Annotated in this window: 15 protein-coding genes; 13 read left to right on the top strand and 2 right to left on the bottom strand. The window is 71.1% G+C overall.

Annotated elements, in window-relative coordinates; translation table 11 throughout:
• Positions 1–34 precede the first annotated feature (34 nt).
• Both ACBJ32_RS14010 and ACBJ32_RS14005 read left to right on the top strand, forming a co-directional pair.
• A complete protein-coding gene (locus ACBJ32_RS14010) occupies positions 35–2,779 on the top strand; it encodes an immune inhibitor A domain-containing protein (RefSeq protein WP_375127066.1) in 2,745 nt (914 codons plus the stop codon).
• Positions 2,780–2,828: 49 nt separating this feature from the next.
• Positions 2,829–3,767, top strand: a complete 939-nt coding sequence (locus ACBJ32_RS14005; RefSeq protein ID WP_357869335.1) for a diacylglycerol kinase family protein — start codon at positions 2,829–2,831, stop codon at positions 3,765–3,767.
• Positions 3,768–3,944: 177 nt separating this feature from the next.
• On the opposite strand, the gene ACBJ32_RS14000 is transcribed toward ACBJ32_RS14005, so the two are convergent.
• Both ACBJ32_RS14000 and ACBJ32_RS13995 read right to left on the bottom strand, forming a co-directional pair.
• On the bottom strand, positions 3,945–4,766 hold the full coding sequence (locus ACBJ32_RS14000) for an SWIM zinc finger family protein (RefSeq protein ID WP_375127065.1): 822 nt from the start codon (positions 4,764–4,766) through the stop codon (positions 3,945–3,947).
• Entirely contained in the window at positions 4,766–8,275 is a 3,510-nt protein-coding gene (locus ACBJ32_RS13995; RefSeq protein WP_375127064.1) for an SNF2-related protein, read from the bottom strand. Before ACBJ32_RS13995 ends, ACBJ32_RS14000 begins: the two co-directional genes overlap by 1 nt.
• A gap of 81 nt (positions 8,276–8,356) precedes the next feature.
• Here ACBJ32_RS13995 and ACBJ32_RS13990 point away from each other — a divergent pair, with 81 nt between their 5' ends.
• The 11 genes from ACBJ32_RS13990 (at position 8,357) to ACBJ32_RS13940 (ending at position 15,455) form a co-directional block, all read left to right on the top strand.
• Positions 8,357–9,106 carry a class I SAM-dependent methyltransferase gene (locus tag ACBJ32_RS13990; protein ID WP_375127063.1) on the top strand — a complete coding sequence of 250 codons (750 nt, stop codon included), beginning with the start codon at positions 8,357–8,359 and terminating at the stop codon, positions 9,104–9,106.
• 194 nt (positions 9,107–9,300) lie between these two features.
• Positions 9,301–9,474: a hypothetical protein gene (locus tag ACBJ32_RS13985; protein ID WP_185102853.1), complete on the top strand. Its 174-nt coding sequence runs from the start codon at positions 9,301–9,303 to the stop codon at positions 9,472–9,474.
• 70 nt (positions 9,475–9,544) lie between these two features.
• Positions 9,545–9,925, top strand: coding sequence for a phage holin family protein (locus ACBJ32_RS13980; RefSeq protein ID WP_375127062.1), 381 nt, complete (start codon positions 9,545–9,547; stop codon positions 9,923–9,925).
• The gene (locus ACBJ32_RS13975; RefSeq protein WP_375127061.1) at positions 9,922–10,554 is read left to right on the top strand and encodes a DUF3618 domain-containing protein; all 633 of its coding nucleotides are present in this window, start codon (positions 9,922–9,924) and stop codon (positions 10,552–10,554) included. The genes ACBJ32_RS13980 and ACBJ32_RS13975 overlap by 4 nt, the downstream gene beginning before the upstream one ends.
• Before the next feature lie 3 nt (positions 10,555–10,557).
• Positions 10,558–11,508, top strand: coding sequence for a YihY/virulence factor BrkB family protein (locus ACBJ32_RS13970; protein ID WP_357869351.1), 951 nt, complete (start codon positions 10,558–10,560; stop codon positions 11,506–11,508).
• The gene (locus ACBJ32_RS13965) at positions 11,505–11,936 is read left to right on the top strand and encodes a protease inhibitor I42 family protein (protein WP_357869354.1); all 432 of its coding nucleotides are present in this window, start codon (positions 11,505–11,507) and stop codon (positions 11,934–11,936) included. Before ACBJ32_RS13970 ends, ACBJ32_RS13965 begins: the two co-directional genes overlap by 4 nt.
• Before the next feature lie 10 nt (positions 11,937–11,946).
• Positions 11,947–12,654, top strand: coding sequence for a DUF1838 family protein (locus ACBJ32_RS13960; RefSeq protein WP_375127060.1), 708 nt, complete (start codon positions 11,947–11,949; stop codon positions 12,652–12,654).
• The gene (locus tag ACBJ32_RS13955; protein WP_357869359.1) at positions 12,651–13,055 is read left to right on the top strand and encodes an HIT family protein; all 405 of its coding nucleotides are present in this window, start codon (positions 12,651–12,653) and stop codon (positions 13,053–13,055) included. The genes ACBJ32_RS13960 and ACBJ32_RS13955 overlap by 4 nt, the downstream gene beginning before the upstream one ends.
• A 19-nt stretch (positions 13,056–13,074) precedes the next feature.
• A complete protein-coding gene (locus ACBJ32_RS13950) occupies positions 13,075–14,256 on the top strand; it encodes a sensor histidine kinase (protein ID WP_375127059.1) in 1,182 nt (393 codons plus the stop codon).
• Positions 14,257–14,289: 33 nt separating this feature from the next.
• Positions 14,290–15,039, top strand: a complete 750-nt coding sequence (locus ACBJ32_RS13945) for a LytTR family DNA-binding domain-containing protein (protein WP_357869365.1) — start codon at positions 14,290–14,292, stop codon at positions 15,037–15,039.
• Positions 15,036–15,455: a hypothetical protein gene (locus ACBJ32_RS13940; RefSeq protein ID WP_357869368.1), complete on the top strand. Its 420-nt coding sequence runs from the start codon at positions 15,036–15,038 to the stop codon at positions 15,453–15,455. Before ACBJ32_RS13945 ends, ACBJ32_RS13940 begins: the two co-directional genes overlap by 4 nt.
• The last annotated feature ends 22 nt before the right edge of the window (positions 15,456–15,477 follow it).

The raw sequence follows: 15,477 nt of genomic DNA, 5'->3' as shown, positions 1-15,477 counted from the left end.
TGCGCCCGGCGACCCCGGGCAGAGAGGGTTCCTGGTGCCACGTTCTAAGCGCCTGTTAGCAACGATCCCGGCGGTCGCCCTCCTTGGCGCCGCCCTGTCCACGCCGCCGGCAGCCGCGACGTCCGTCGCGAACTACCAGCCCACGGCCGCGGACTACTACATCAACTACGCTCCTCCGGCGGTCCCCGAGGACACGAAGGAGCCGACGCTCAACGACGCGAGGTCCCGCTCGCTCACTCCCGCGCAGAAGTTCGACAGGAAGTTCAACAGCGGAAACCCGGCGACCGGCCGCATTCTCGCCGCCCGCGAGGACCAGGCCATCAAGACGGGCCGCAACCCCGCTGAATGGATCTTCAAGAACACCAAGCAGACCCGCACGGCCAAGCTCCTGACGGTCCTCGTCGAATTCAACGAGCAGGCCAACGACGACTTCTCCGGCTACAACCGGCTGCGCAGCACCCAGAGCGAGCCGGACGACTGCGTCGTCGAGCCGCCGGGCACGCTCCTGAACGGCCCGCTGCACAACCAGATCCCCGACCCGGCCACGCTGCCGCACAAGGACAACAACTCCTTCTGGGTCAAGGACTTCAGCACCGAGCACTTCAACAAGATGCTCTACACCGACAAGGGCATCACCGAGCGCGTGCGCCCGGACCTGAAGGACCCGCGCGACGGCAAGCCCGGCATCGACATCTCCGGCTTCACGATGAAGAAGATGTACGAGGAGATGTCCAAGGGCGCCTACTCCGTCACCGGCTCGGCCGTCGGCTGGATCAAGGTCCCGCACTCCGAGGCGTGGTACGGCGCCGCCGCCTGCGGCAACCCGCCCCAGGACATGTCGGGCCACCCCGACAACCCGCTCGGCGCCCAGCAGCTCCCGATCGACACGGTGAACGCGCTGGCCCAGGCCCAGCCGGACTTCCCGTGGGCGGACTACGACGTCGAGGACATCTCCGACGCCGACGGTGACGGCAACTTCGCCGAGCCCGACGGCGTGATCGACCACCTCGTGCTCGTGCACGCCGGCAAGGACAAGTCCTCCGACGGCGGCGCCCAGGGCACGTACGCGATCTGGGCCCACTCCAGCGCGGTGGCCGGCGGCTACAAGATCCCCGGTACGGACAAGAAGATCTCCAACTACATCGTGCAGCCCGAGGACTCCGGCGTCGGCGTCTTCGCCCACGAGTACGGCCACGACCTGGGCCTGCCCGACCTGTACGACACCTCGGGCGCGGCCAGCTCCGCCGTGGACTTCTGGGACCTGATGTCCAGCGGCTCCCACTCCGGCCCGATCTTCCAGTCCATGCCGACGCACATGGGCCTGTGGGACAAGTGGGTGCTCGGCTGGGCGAACCCGAAGACGTTCAACCCCGGTGACGCCGCCAGGCTCGTCACCGTCGGGCAGACGTCGCGCACGCCCAAGCTCACCCAGGACGGCGTCCGGGTCAACCTGGCCTCCACGCCGCTGAAGATGATCGACGTGCACAGCGGCTCGAACGCCTGGTGGAGCGGCCTCGACCAGGACTGGGCCAACCTCAGCCTGCAGCGCGACCTGCCCGTCCCCGCAGGCACCGATCTCAAGCTGTGGATGTGGAACAACTACGAGATCGAGCAGGACTGGGACTTCGGCTTCGTCGAGGTCTCGACCGACGGCGGCGAGACGTGGACCCAGCAGAAGGTCTACGACGAGGCCGGCAACGAGGTCACCACGCCGGACGACTACCCGGACCCGTACAAGAACCTCAAGACCTTCGGCAACAAGAAGTACGGCCTCACCGGTGACACCGGCGGCGCCTGGCGGCACGACTACGTGAACCTGACGCCGTTCGCCGGGCAGGCGATCAAGCTGCGGCTGACGTACAACACCGACGCCGCCTACCAGATGCGCGGCTGGCACGTGGACGACTTCGAGCTCACCAACGGCGGCACCGCCGTGTGGAGCGACGACGTCGAGACCGACACGGGCTGGAAGCCCCTGCACGGCACGTTCACCAACACCAGCGGCACGGGCTGGACCCGCAACAACGGCGAGCGCGAGATCCAGCGCTTCTACCTCGCCGAGTGGCGCAACTTCGACGGCTTCGACAAGGGCCTGCAGTACACCTACGACACCGACTACCTCCGTGACGGGGCGTGGAAGGTGCAGAAGGTGAAGTACAACGCGCCCGGTCTGCTCGTGTGGTACCGCGACTCGACGTACATCAACAACAACATCAACGACACCCTCAGGCAGCCGCCCAGCCTCGGCCCCAAGGGCAGCCTGCTCGTCGTGGACTCCCACTTCGAGCCGCTGCGCCGCACCGGCGTCGCGGCCGAGAAGGACCCGACGCTGCAGAAGAACCTCCAGGGACGGGTGCAGACCTCCAACGCCGCGTTCGGGTTCGGCAAGACGTACCCGTTCAAGGAGTGCCTGGAGGCGCCGGACGAGCCGTTCAGCGAGTACTGCACGGACTTCCCCGCGCAGAAGGGCGTCTCCGCCTTCACCGACGCCAAGACCTGGTACCCGGGCCTCGAGGCGATCGACGGCGGCCTGTACTTCCGGGACGCCGACGCCTCGGTGGTCGTGCCGTCGAAGGGCGACCAGGCGTACACCACCCGCGTGGTGCACCAGGACGGCACCCCCGCCACCGAGCTGTACGGCCAGGTGGCCGCCGGTTCCGTCCTCGGCACCGGCAACCCCGGTGACGAGGGCAAGGCGCTGGGCGTGCAGTTCAAGCTGGTGAGCCCGCTGCCCGGGAACCTGGGCGCGATCGTTCACGTGGTTCCCCCGAAGAAGTAATCATTCAGAGGGCCGCCGGTAACTCCGGCGGCCCCTACGATTAATGACCATGAGCGAACTGCGCACCAAAGATGAGCACACCGAGGCGATCCGGCGGGATCGCCGGGTGGCGGTGGTGGTGAACACTCGCTCGCGCCGCGGCCGCCGCCACTACTTCGAGGTGATCGAGCAGATCCACAACCTCGGGTTCGAGCCGCTGGCGGAGCTGTCCGTCTACAACACCAAGAAGCTGCGCGACCTGCTCGACACCGCCCTGGCCACCGACCCCGACCTGCTCATCGTCGGCGGTGGCGACGGCACCCTGTCCACGGCCGTGCGCCACGTCGCCCACCGCGACGTGGCGCTCGGCGTGCTGCCGCTGGGCACCACCAACAACTTCGCGCGCAGCCTCGGCCTGCCGCTCGACCTGGCGGGGGCGATCAGGGTGTTCGCCACCGGCAAGGTGGCCGACATCGACCTGGGCATGGCCGACGACCGGCCGTTCGCGAACCTGGCCAGCTTCGGCGTCTCCGTCGAGGTGGCCGGCAAGGTCAAGCCGTGGCTCAAGCGCATCGTGGGCCGCCCGGCCTACCCGCTCACCGCCCTGACGATCCTGCCGAACCACCAGGCGTTCCGCGCGTACATCACGGTGGAGGGGCAGCGGCACGAGCTGCTCACCCACCAGCTCAACATCGCCAACGGCCGCTTCCACGGCGGCTGGCAGGTGGCCAGGGACATCAGCATCGACAACGGCATGCTGGTGGCCTACCAGCTCGGCTCCGGCAAGAAGCTGCGCCTGCTCGGCGAGACCCTGCTGCGGGCCACGACGGGCCGCTGGCGCAGCCTGGCGGGCGGGCCGTTCGTGGTGGGCAGGGAGATGCTGCTGGAGACCGACCCGCCGATGGCCGCCGACGTGGACGGCGAGGTGCGGCTGCGCACTCCGATCAGGCTCCGCGTGGTCCCGAACGGAGTGCGCGTCATGGTGCCCGCCGCCTTCGAGGACCGCTGAGTCAGCGGCTCAGGTCCAGGAAAATCCCATGTTTTCGCCCTTTCCCTAGGTTGCGGCTTCTTCTACTTAAAGTAATCGAGCAATCGCTGTACGTCACGGGCTGGGAGAGTGCGAAGGGGGCGTGCGTCCGGAGCTGCGAGCCTTCGTGCGCTCAGAGCTCCGCGAGCCCTTCGTACGTCAGGGCTCCGGGAGCCCCTCTTGCGTATGGGGCTCCGTGAGGCCGTCGCGCGTTGGGGGCTCCGCGAGCCCCTTGTACGCCGGGGCGAGCGCCCGCTCCAGGTCGCCGGGCGGCGGGAAGACCCGCAGGAGCAGGTCGGGGGCGGCCGCAGCGGGACGGCGCTCGGGCCGGTGCGCCGTGGCCCCCGGCGCGTAGAAGTCGGCCAGCCGGTCCGCGAACGGCACGTCCGCCACCCGCAGCGGGTCCGCCACCGGCTCGTCCGCCAGCGAGCCGAGCAACTGCTCCCTGGTGCGCCCGCGCCAGGCCAGCACCAGGAACGGGTCGTCGTCGAACGACTCGGCCAGCAGGTAGAGCACCGCCGACAGGTGCTTGCAGGGGAAACCCCAGTCGGGGCACGAGCACTCCATGTCCAGGTCGCGCGGGAACAGGTCGACGCCCATCGCGGCGAACAGCTCCTCGATCTCCGTCGGCATCTCGCCCGCCAGCAGCCTGGCCCGGTAGACGGCCTGCGCCGCGATCGACTCCTCGATGGCGGTCCAGCGCGCCTCGCCGTACGCCTCGATCCGGATCACGACCTCGTAGGGATCGGGCCGCGACCCCTGCACGGCGGCCGTGACCTCACCGGCGGACAGGTCGATGGACAGCACCTGGCCCCGGCGGGCGTAGGCCCGGCCACGCGAGAGCCGGCCCTTGTCGCAGATGCGCTCCAGGATGTCGATGAACCGCCGCGACCACCAGGCTGAGCCGATGCTGCCGCGCTGCGACCGCGCCTTGATCCCACCCTCGACCCTGATCGGCCTGCCGGCCTCGAACCAGGCCATCAGCCCACCCCCTCGGCCGTCAGGCGGAACACCTCGCGCAGCTCTTCGGTGGACAGGTCGGTCAGCCAGTCCTCGCCCGTGCCGACGACCCGCTCGGCCAGCGCCTTCTTGCGCTCGATCATCTGGTCCACCCGCTCCTCCAGGGTGCCGGCGCAGATGAGCTTGCGCACCTGCACGTTCTTGCGCTGGCCGATCCGGAACGCGCGGTCGGTGGCCTGGTCCTCGACGGCCGGGTTCCACCAGCGGTCCACGTGGACGACGTGGTTGGCGGCGGTCAGGTTGAGCCCGACCCCGGCGGCCTTGAGCGAGAGCACGAACAGCGTCGGCTCGGGGTCGTGCTGGAAGCGGTCCACCAGGCGGTCGCGGGTCTTCTTCGGCAGGCCGCCGTGCAGCCAGAGCACCGGACGGTCGAGGCGCTGGGCGAGATAGGGCTGCAGCATGGTGCCGAACTCGGCGTACTGCGTGAACAGCAGGGCCTTCTCGCCCTCCGCCAGGATCTCCTCCGCGAGCTGCTCCAGGCGGGCCAGCTTGCCCGACCTGCCGGCCAGGCGGGAGCCGTCCTTCAGCAGATGGGCGGGGTGGTTGCAGACCTGCTTGAGCTTGGCCATGGCTGACAGCACCAGGCCGCGCCGCTCGATGCCCTCACTGCTGTCGATCTTGGCCAGCATGTCGTCCACGACCGCCTGGTAGAGCGTGGCCTGCTCGGTCGTGAGCGGGCACCACTCCTTGACCTCCATCTTCTCCGGCAGGTCCGAGATGATCGACTTGTCGGTCTTGAGGCGGCGCAGGATGAAGGGGCCCGTCGCCCGTTTGAGCGCCGTGGCCGCCTGCTCGTCCTGGCGGGCCTCGATCGGTTCCTGGAAGCGGGTCCTGAATCGCGAACGCGGTCCCAGCAGGCCCGGGTTGGCGAACTCCATGATCGACCAGAGCTCGGCCAGGTGGTTCTCCACCGGGGTGCCCGTCAGCGCCAGCCGGGTGCCCGTGGGGATGGCCCGCACGGCCTGGGCCTGCAGCGTGCCGCTGTTCTTGATCGCCTGAGCCTCGTCGCACACGACCCGGCGCCATGTGTACCGCTTGAGGGTCTCCAGGTCCCGGTGGGCGGTGCCGTAGGTGGTGATCACCAGGTCGGCGTGCTCGATCCCGGCCGCGTCGCGCCCGCTGCCGTGGTGCACGTACACCCGCAGGCCCGGCGCGAACCTGGCCGCCTCACGCTGCCAGTTGCCGATCAGCGACATCGGGCACACCAGCAGCGTCGGGGCGGTGACGCGCTCGTCCAGGCCCGTTGGGACGGGGGTGCCCTCGTGCGCGGGCGTCGGGCCGGGGGCGCGCTCGTGCACGAGCAGCGCCAGCGTGGTGATCGTCTTGCCGAGCCCCATGTCGTCGGCCAGCACCCCGCCCAGCCCCAGCTCCGACAGGAAGCTCAGCCACGCCAGCCCCCGCTCCTGGTACGGCCGCAGCGTGGCGTCCAGGCCCGGCGGGGTGGCCAGCGGGGTGAGCCGCCGTTCGGCCTGCCCGGACAGCAGGTCGCCCAGCACCCCGTCGGCGTCGATCTCCAGCAGCGGCAGCTCCTCGTCGTCGCTCTGCACGACCTGCCGCAGGATCTCGGCCGCGCTGGCCTCGCCCGTACGGCTGCCCTCCACCGCCCTGAGCGCGGCCTTGAGCTGCCTGTCGTCCAGCTCCACCCACTGGCCGCGCACCCTGACCAGCGGCACCTTGAGTCTGGCCAGCTCGGCCAGCTCCGCCTCGCTGATCGTCTCGTCACCCACCGCCAGGTCCACCCGGAAGTCGACCAGCTCCCGCATGCCGAAGCCCTGGCCCGCCGCCGCCGACTGCTGCTTCCTGGTGCGGGTGGTCAGCTTCAGGCCCAGCCGCGTACGACCCGCCCAGCGCGGGAGCTGCACTCCGAACCCGGCCGCCTGCAGCAGCGGCGCGGCCTGCCGCAGGAACCCGAACGCCCCGGCTGTGTCCAGCGTCAGCTCGCTCGGCTCCGGCACGCGCAGCGCGCGGTCCAGCTCCGGGTAGAGCCGCACCGCCCGCCCGAGGCCGGCGAGCAGCTCCCGCTCCGGCTTGCCCGGCAGCCCTGTCACTCCGCCCCAGACCTGCGAGGCCGGGACATAGAGGCTGGGGTCGTCGACAGCCTGCAGCGCCAGCTCCACCCGCCAGTCGTCGGTGCCAGGGGTGTCCTTGATATCGCTGGTGTCGGTGTCGGTGTCGGTGTCGGCGTCTGTGTCGATTGCTGTGGTCGTGGCGGTGGCGCCCACGGCGTTGGTGGGCTCCAGGAGGCGGAAGCACACCCGCGTCGCGCCCTCGGACGTCGTCACCGCCTCGTGCCACCTCTCCAGCTCGCGGCGGAGTTCCGGCACGTCGGGGCACGTCGGGCCGTCGCCGGTGAGCGCGGCCAGCCAGCGCTCCTGGAGGGTCCTGGGCGGCCTGGCGAGCAGGGGCTCGGTGAGCGTGTGGCGGACGATGGCGTCGGTGAACGCCTCCAGGGCCTCGCGCTGGACGTCCGTGGAGTGGCGTTCGACCGAGGACGTACGGCAGGCGGGCGGCATGGCCAGGGCCAGGTCACGGAAGTAGGCGGCGTCGGCCCCCGTGAGGACCGGCCGCCACACGGCCCTGGCGTTGTCCTCGGGGGCTGCCCACTTGACCATGGGGTCGTCTTCGGAGCCCGACGGCGTGGCACTGATGTCGTCTCGGGAGGTCGACGGCGCGGCCATGGCGGCGTCTCGGGAGATCGCCGGTATGGCCATGGCGGCGTCGCCCGGGCCGCTCGCGGCGTGCTCGCGGCCTGCGGTGGTGAGCGGCACGAGCTGCGGGATCACGCGGCCCCGTCGTACCAGGTCGTGGGCGAAGGCGGCGACGGCGGCCCAGTGGCGCGTGGTGGCGGTGCCGGTGTGTTCGGCGAGGACACGCAGGGCGTCGGCCGTGGGCGGGACGACGGCCGGCACCTGCCACAACCGCAGCTTCGGCCGCGCGACCTCGGCCATGCGCCCGGTCTCGGGCGAGGGCAGCGGCTCCCGGGCCGAGCCGGGCAGAAGCAGCTCCAGCACGTGTGGCCCGGCGCCGGGCTTGGGCACGCGCGGCCCGGCACCGCGCCCGAGCACGCGTGGCTTCGTGGCACTCCCGGGGGCTGGCGGCTCGATCAGGGGCGGCTCGGTGCCGCGCCCGGGCGCGGGCGGCTCCTCGCCGAATCCGGGCGCGGGCGATGGGGAGCCCGCCTCGCCCGTCGGCGGGGTGTTGAGGCCGAGAGCGGCGGCGATGTCGGCGGCGGGGGCGGCGAACGGATGGGGGTGCGGGGCGCCGGCCGGACGCGCACGCCCTGAAGCGGCGCCCCGCCGAGAAGCAGCCGGGGCGCGGGAGCCGGCTCCCGCTGAGGTGACGGGGCGAACAGAGGTACCGGTGTAGGGGGCGAGGTCGGCGGTGGTGGGGGTGGACTCGGTCGCGGCGGTGGTGGTGGTCTCGGCCCAGAAGGCGAGCCCGTCCGTCGTCCAAACCCCGTGTACCAGCACCCCGGCAGGTTACCCGGACCGGCGGAAGATCGGGGCAGGCCGTCTGGAGCCTGTGGACAACCGGCGGTTAAGGTCGAGAGCATGAGGTTCTCGGGGGCCGAGGGCAGGTGGCGTGAAGGGCTCGGCACGCTGCGCGACGTCGTACGCCAGGAGCTCGTCACCCGCCAGCTCACCGCGCACCTCCCCGCGACCCCCTGCCGCATCCTCGACGTCGGCTCCGGCCAGGGCACGCAGGCCCTCAGGATGGCGTCCAGAGGTCACCACGTGACCGCGCTCGACGCCTCCCGCGAGCTGCTCGGCATCCTGGAGGCCGGGATCCAGCCGGGCATGCGCGTCAGGACCGTGCAGGCCGAGGCCGAGCGGCTGGCGGAGCTGTTCGAGCCGGGGGGTTTCGACGCGGTTCTCTGTCACGGGGTGCTGATGTACTTCGACGACCCCGGCCCGCTCCTGGCCGGTCTGGCGGGCATGCTGGCTCCCGGCGGCGTGCTGTCGCTGCTCGTGCGCAACGGCGACGCGCTGGCCATGCGGCCCGCGCTGCTGGGCGACTGGGCGGGGGCGCTGCGGGCCTTCGACGAGCCGTACTACCCCAACAGGGTCGGCGTCACGGCCAGGGCCGACCGGCTCGCCGAGCTGACGCGGCGGCTGGCCGAACAGGGGCTCAAGGTGCGGCAGTGGTACGGCGTGCGCGTGTTCACGGACGTGGCGCCCGACGGCGCGCCCGTCCCCGGGGATCTCGACGGCCTGCTGGCGGCCGAGGAGCGGGCGGGGCGTACCGACCCTTACCGGGCGGTGGCCGCCCTGACGCATCTCATCTGCCAGGCCGGCGCCTGAAGGGGCCGGGATGACGTGTCTCGCCTGTCCGGCCGGTGTCTGAAGGCCGAGGGACGGCGCATCCCGCAGGCCAAGGGGCGGCGCATCCCGCAGGCCCAGGCACGGCGCATCCCGTCTGTCCGGCCGGTGCCCGAAGGTGTAGGGACGACATATCTCGTCTGTCACGCCGGTGCCCGAGGACGTAGGATCGAAGTATGGAGCGTCCAGGATCGTGGTGTGAGCGGCCGAAGCCGCAGGCTCCCTCGTGCGAGCTCCCGTCCCCATGGAGCAAGCCGAAGCAGCCCGACAACTGGTGCGAGGTCCAGAAGGACCCGGTGGTTTCCGTGCTCGGTTTCCTGCTGAAGACGGCGGCGAAGAAGCGCCGCTGAGCGCTTTTTGCGCGTGATAGAAGGCCTTTTGTCTGGGTAGTCGCCTTCCTCAGCGGAGGAGGCGAACATCGTGAACGACACCCACAAACTGGTCAACGATCTCTCCGAGCAGGTCACCAGGCTCGTGAAGGATGAGCTTCGCCTGGCCAGGATGGAGCTCACGGAGAAGGGCAAGCGCGCCGGATTCGGCGCGGGCCTGTTCGGCGCGGCCGGGATGGTCGCGTTCTTCGGCGGTGCCACGCTGGTGGCAGCCGTCGTCATGCTCCTCGCTCTGGTACTGCCCGGGTGGGCGGCCGCCGCCATCGTGGCGGGAGCGCTGTTCATCGTCTCCGCCCTGCTCGGGCTGTTCGGCAAGAACGAGGTCAAACGGGCCACGCCGCCGGTCCCCGAGGAGGCCATCGCGAGCGTCAAGGCCGACATCGACATGGTCAAGGAGAGGGCGCGGCGATGAGCGAGACCGACCCCGGATACAGCGAGCAGCACGCCGGTGACGTCGGCGCCCGCAGAGCGACCGTGGGCACTCCGACCGAGCGCGAATCCATCAATGTCCCTCCCACCAGGCCGGGCGCGGCGGAGAACGCGCGAGAGGCCGAGGTGGCCAGACAGGAACACGAGACCTTCATCCCCGAAGCCCCCATCCCGGACGAGCGGTCAGAAGCGGTCGAGCACCTGCGGACCGAGGAGGAGTCCATGCGTGGGGCGCATGGGGAGGACGACGAGGAGGATGAGGACGACGTGCGCAAGAACATCGAGGAGACCCGAAGAGAGATGGGCGAGACCGTCAGCCAGCTCGCGGCCAAGGCCGATGTGAAGGGCCGGGCGGGGCACGCGGCCGAAGTGGCCAAGGACCGGGCCGGGCACGCGGCGGAGGTGGCCAAGGATCGGGCCGCCGACGCGGCCGAGACCGTCAGGGGCAAGGCCTCCGAGGTGGCGGGCAAGGTCCGCGACCACACGCCCGACCAGGTCAAGGACGCCGCCGCCGGAGCGAAGAAGCGGCCCGTGGTGCTGATCGCGGCCATCGGCGCGGTGACCGCGTTCGTGCTGCGCCGCATGATGAGGCGCCGCAGGGCGGCCAAGTAGGACATGCCCTCCCCCCAGGCTGTCCCCGACCATCCTGCCGAGCTGCCGCGCAGGGCGTGGTGGCACGTGTTACGGCGGACGATCGCCGAATTCCGCGACGATCGTCTCCAGGACCTGGCGGCGGGGCTGACGTACTACGCCGTGCTGTCGATCTTCCCCGCGCTGATCGTGCTGGTGTCCCTGTTCCGCCTGCTGGGCAGGCAGGACGCGGCGGCGGTCGTGGGCAGCCTGCTGGCGGTGGCGCCCGCCGAGGTGCGCAGCGTGATCGACCAGGGCGTGCGGGCGGTCGAGGGCACGGACTACGCGGCGAGTGTCGTGGCCGCGGCCGGGCTGCTGATCGCCCTGTGGTCCGCCTCGGGCTACATCGGCGCCTTCATCAGGGCCGGCAACGTGATCTACGACATCGAGGAGGGGCGACCGTTCTGGAAGCTCACCCCGCTTCGGCTCGCCCTGACGGTGCTGACCACCGTGCTGCTCGCGGTGGGAGCGATCGCCGTCACGCTGACCGGGCAGCTGGCCGAGGCCGTGGGCGCGGCGCTGGGCGTGGACGACGCGATGGTGACGGCGTGGAACGTGGTCAAATGGCCGGTGCTGGCCCTGGTCGCCGCAGGCATGATCATGGTCCTGTACTGGGCGGCGCCCAACGTCCGCCAGCCCGGCATGCGCTGGCTCACGCCGGGCGGGCTGCTGGCGGTGGTGCTGTGGGTGCTCGTCTCGGGTGGCTTCGCCCTGTACGCGGCCTCCTTCGCCTCCTACGACCGGACGTACGGGACGCTCGCGGCGGTCGTGGTGTTCCTCGTCTGGTTGTGGTTGTCCAACATGGTGCTGCTGCTCGGCGCCGAGCTGGACGCCGAGCTGGTCAGGCAGCGCAAGATCGCCGAGGGGCAGCCGGCCGAGCGGGAGCCGTACGCGGTGCCGAGGGATCCGCCCGAGCCCGATAACCTGCCGGAGTGATACGCCGGACATCTGCCGCAGCCCTGCTCGCCCTCCTGGTGGCAGGGTGCGGCGCCGGGTCCGCGGTGAGCGACTACGGCAAGGTGGTCAAGGGCTCGAAGGGCGCGACCGTGCAGGTCGAGGTGCGCTCCGGGCAGCGGTTCTCGCTGGCCGTCACCGACAATCCCTCGGTGGGCGACAGCTGGGACCTGGTGGAGTTGCCCGACGCGAAGGTGGCCTCGTTCATCAGCGAGGAGCACGAGAGCCAGGGCGGCGGGCCGGGATCCGGGCGCACGACCTACTTCGTGTTCAACGGCAAGCTGCCGGGCACGACCGAGATCAGGCTGTTCGACTGCTGGCGATGCGGGCAGGCGAGGACGCCCGCCACGGAGGAGAGCAGGCAGCGGTCCGGAGAAGCGATCTTCGCCGTGACCGTCGTCCCGCGTTAGGCTGGCGATCATGGACTTCCTCCGGGTGCGTGCCTCGTCCGACGGCACCGAGACGATCTCGTACTGGACCGGTGACGTCTACGGCTGGCAGGACGACGACGGGCCGCACCACCTGTTCGGGTTCGAGGGGCTGAACGTGGCCAGGGCCGTCGAGACCGAGGCCGGCTGGCAGCTCCTGACCAGGGAGGCCGCGCTCTACCTCGACCCCGGCAGCCGGGAGGTGCTCGACTCCTGGCCCAACCCGTTCACCGGCCGCGAGGTCGAGGTGCAGCACGTCTTCAACGACCCGGTCAACCAGCGGCTGGGCGCCTACCCGGTGCCGGAGACGCGGCTCGGCGGTCAGGTCGTCTACAACGTGGACGTGCGGCTGGCCTACCCGTCGCCGCTCAAGGTGGCCGACTTCCCCGACAACTCGGCCGGTGACACCTACCGGGCGCTGGAGCTGTTCCAGTTCTTCGCCTCGGCGGCCGACGTGGAGTCGGGGATGGCGGACGTGCCGTGCGTGTTCTCCTGGTGCCGGGTCTCGCCGTGGCTGCCGTGGATGGCCATGGGGCAGCGCGGGGGCGGGCTGGTCTACCACTGCCGGGGCGCCAAGGTCGAACAGGTGCCCGAGCGGCTGCGCGAGCGCGTGGGTGAGCACTTCCTGCACGCGCCGCAGGAGTGGTCGGCGCCCAACATGACGAGCTGGACGGCGTTCGCGGATAGGGTCGGGCGGTGAGCACCGACCTGTTCTGCGAGATCATCGCCGGGGAGCGGCCCGCGTACGTGGTGGGCTCCGACGAGGTGGCGATCTCCTTCCTCGACACCCGGCCGGTCTTCAAGGGCCACGTGCTGGTCGTGCCGCGCGCGCACGTGGAGACGCTGACCGACCTCGGCGACGTCGGGCCGTTCTTCGAGCGGGTGCAGGCCATGGCGCGGGCGGTGGAGCAGGGGCTGCAGGCGGGCGGCACGTTCGTGGCCATGAACAACCGCATCAGCCAGAGCGTCGCCCACCTGCACGTGCACGTCGTGCCGCGCAACAAGAAGGACGGGCTGCGCGGGTTCTTCTGGCCGCGCACGACGTACGACTCCGCCGAGGAGGCCCAGGCGTACGCCGACCTCATCGCCAAGGCCCGCTGACCGGCTAGGCTCTGGCCGCGTGGAGTACCTGGTCGGCGTGGCCGTCGTCGCGGTGCTCGTCGGCGTGCCCTCGATCGTGCTGTGGCGGGTCATGCGGGGCCGGCGCGAGCTGGGCACCAGCCCCGCGGAGCGGGCCACGTTCGAGACCCTGCACACCGCCTCGCTCGCCGGGCCGCCGCTGCGGGCCGGCCTGACCGCCGACGGCGCCGAGCGCGCCTCGCGGCACCTGCGCGCGCTGCTCGGCTCGGCCGCGCTGGCGATCACCGACGTCGAGCGCCTGCTCGTGTACGACGGCGAGGGCGACGACCACCACGCCGAGCAGGCGTTCGAGCACGCGGCCGCCACCTTGAAGGACGGCCGCACGCAGGTGCTGACCATCGACTGCGACCTGCTCGAATGCCCCGTCAGGCACGCCGTGGTGGTGCCGCTGACCACCGACGACCGCGTCGTGGGCGCGCTGGCCGCCTACGGGCAGAACGCCTCGGCCGGGCTGGTCAGGGCCGCGCAGGAGGTGGCCGGCTGGGTCGACTCGCAACTGGAGCTGGCCGAGCTGGACCGCTCGCGCACGCTGCTCATGGAGGCCGAGGTGCGGGCGCTGCGCGCGCAGATCTCCCCGCACTTCATCTACAACTCGCTCACCACCATCGCCTCCTTCGTCCGCACCGACCCCGAGCGGGCCAGGGAGCTGCTGCTGGAGTTCGCCGACTTCACCCGCTACTCCTTCCGGCGGCACGGCGAGTTCACCACGCTGGCCGAGGAGCTGCGCTCGATCGACCGCTACCTGATCCTGGAGCGGGCCAGGTTCGGCGACCAGCTCCAGGTGACGCTGCGCATCGCGCCCGAGGTGCTGCCGGTCGCGGTGCCGTTCCTGTGCCTGCAGCCGCTGGTCGAGAACGCCGTACGGCACGGCCTGGAGAGCAAGAACGGTATCGGCCGCATCACGATCATCGCCGAGGACGCCGGCGCCGAGTGCCGCATCAGCGTCGAGGACGACGGCCTCGGCATGGACCCCGACAGGCTGCGCCGCATCCTCGCAGGTGAGATCACCCCCGCGGGCGGCGTCGGGCTGGCGAACGTGGACGAGCGGCTGCGCCAGGTGTACGGCGACGAGTACGGCCTCGTCGTCGAAACGGCCAGCGGCGCGGGCACCAAGGTCAACATCAGATTGCCGAAATATCACCCAGGCGTCTCTGCCCGTTGACCTCGATCTTTGTTGTCGGTTTCATCACTGTCTATGGCACAACTCCGGGTACTCGCGGTAGATGACGAGCTGCCCGCCCTCGAAGACCTGTCGTACCTGCTGCGCGCCGATCCCCGCATCGGCGAGGTGGTCACCGCCAGGGACGGCGCGGCGGCCCTGCGGCTGCTCGACCGCGCCATCGCCGACGGGCGGCCGATCGACGCCGTGTTCCTCGACATCAGGATGCGCGGGCTGGACGGCGTGGTGCTCGGGCGGCTGCTGTCGCAGTTCGCGAACCCGCCGAGGGTGGTGTTCGTGACCGCGTACGAGGAGCACGCGGTGGACGCGTTCGAGATCAAGGCCGAGGACTACCTGCTCAAGCCCGTCCGCCCCGAGCGGCTGGCGGAGGCGATCAGGCGGGTCGCCATCTCCGCCGACGTGCCGGTGGAGGGCGGTGAGAGCGACACGATCCCCGTCGAGCTGGGCGGGGTGACCCGGTTCGTCTCCAGCGCCGACGTCATGTACGTGGAGGCGCACGGCGACTACGCTCGCCTGCACACCGCCGCGGGCACCCACCTGGTGCGCATCCCGCTGGCCACGCTGGAGGAGCGGTGGGCGTCGTCCGGGTTCGTCCGGGTGCACCGCAGCCACCTGGTGGCGGTCAAGCACATCGAGGAGCTGCACATCGACTCCGGCAAGTGCACCGTACGGGTCGGGAACACCGAGATCCCGGTCAGCCGGCGGCACACGCGCGAGCTGCGCGACCTGCTGGTGCGGCGGGCCAGGAAGGGCAGGCAGGAATGAGCCCCGAGCCGCGTCCCGGCCGCCGGGCGGACCTCTCCCGGGGCAGGGCCGATGTCCCGCGCCGGGTCGTCGTCACCAGCCCGCGCACCGCCGCCGCCAGGCGCCCCCGCTACCCCGCCACCCGGGAGATCGACGAGCAGACCCGGCTCGGCGAGGTCTACATGCACTCCCTGCTGCGCACCCAGTTCCGGCTGGCCCTGTTCGTCTGCACGGTGCTGGCGTGCGTGGTGGGCGGGCTGCCGCTGCTGTTCCTGCTCATCCCCGAGCTGCGCGAGGTGGACGTGCTCGGCCTGCCGCTCCCGTGGGCGGTGCTCGCCGGCCTCATCTACCCGGCGTTCGTCATCGGCGCCTGGCTCTACGTCCGCCAGGCCGAGCGCAACGAGCGGCACTTCGCCGAGCTGGTCGAGCGCCGGTGAACGGGCACCGGGCACGGCGTGG

The sequence above is a fragment of the Nonomuraea sp. GTA35 genome, from assembly GCF_041950525.1.
In the GTDB taxonomy this organism is placed as follows: domain Bacteria; phylum Actinomycetota; class Actinomycetes; order Streptosporangiales; family Streptosporangiaceae; genus Nonomuraea.
This window is presented reverse-complemented; position numbering and strand designations above follow the sequence as displayed.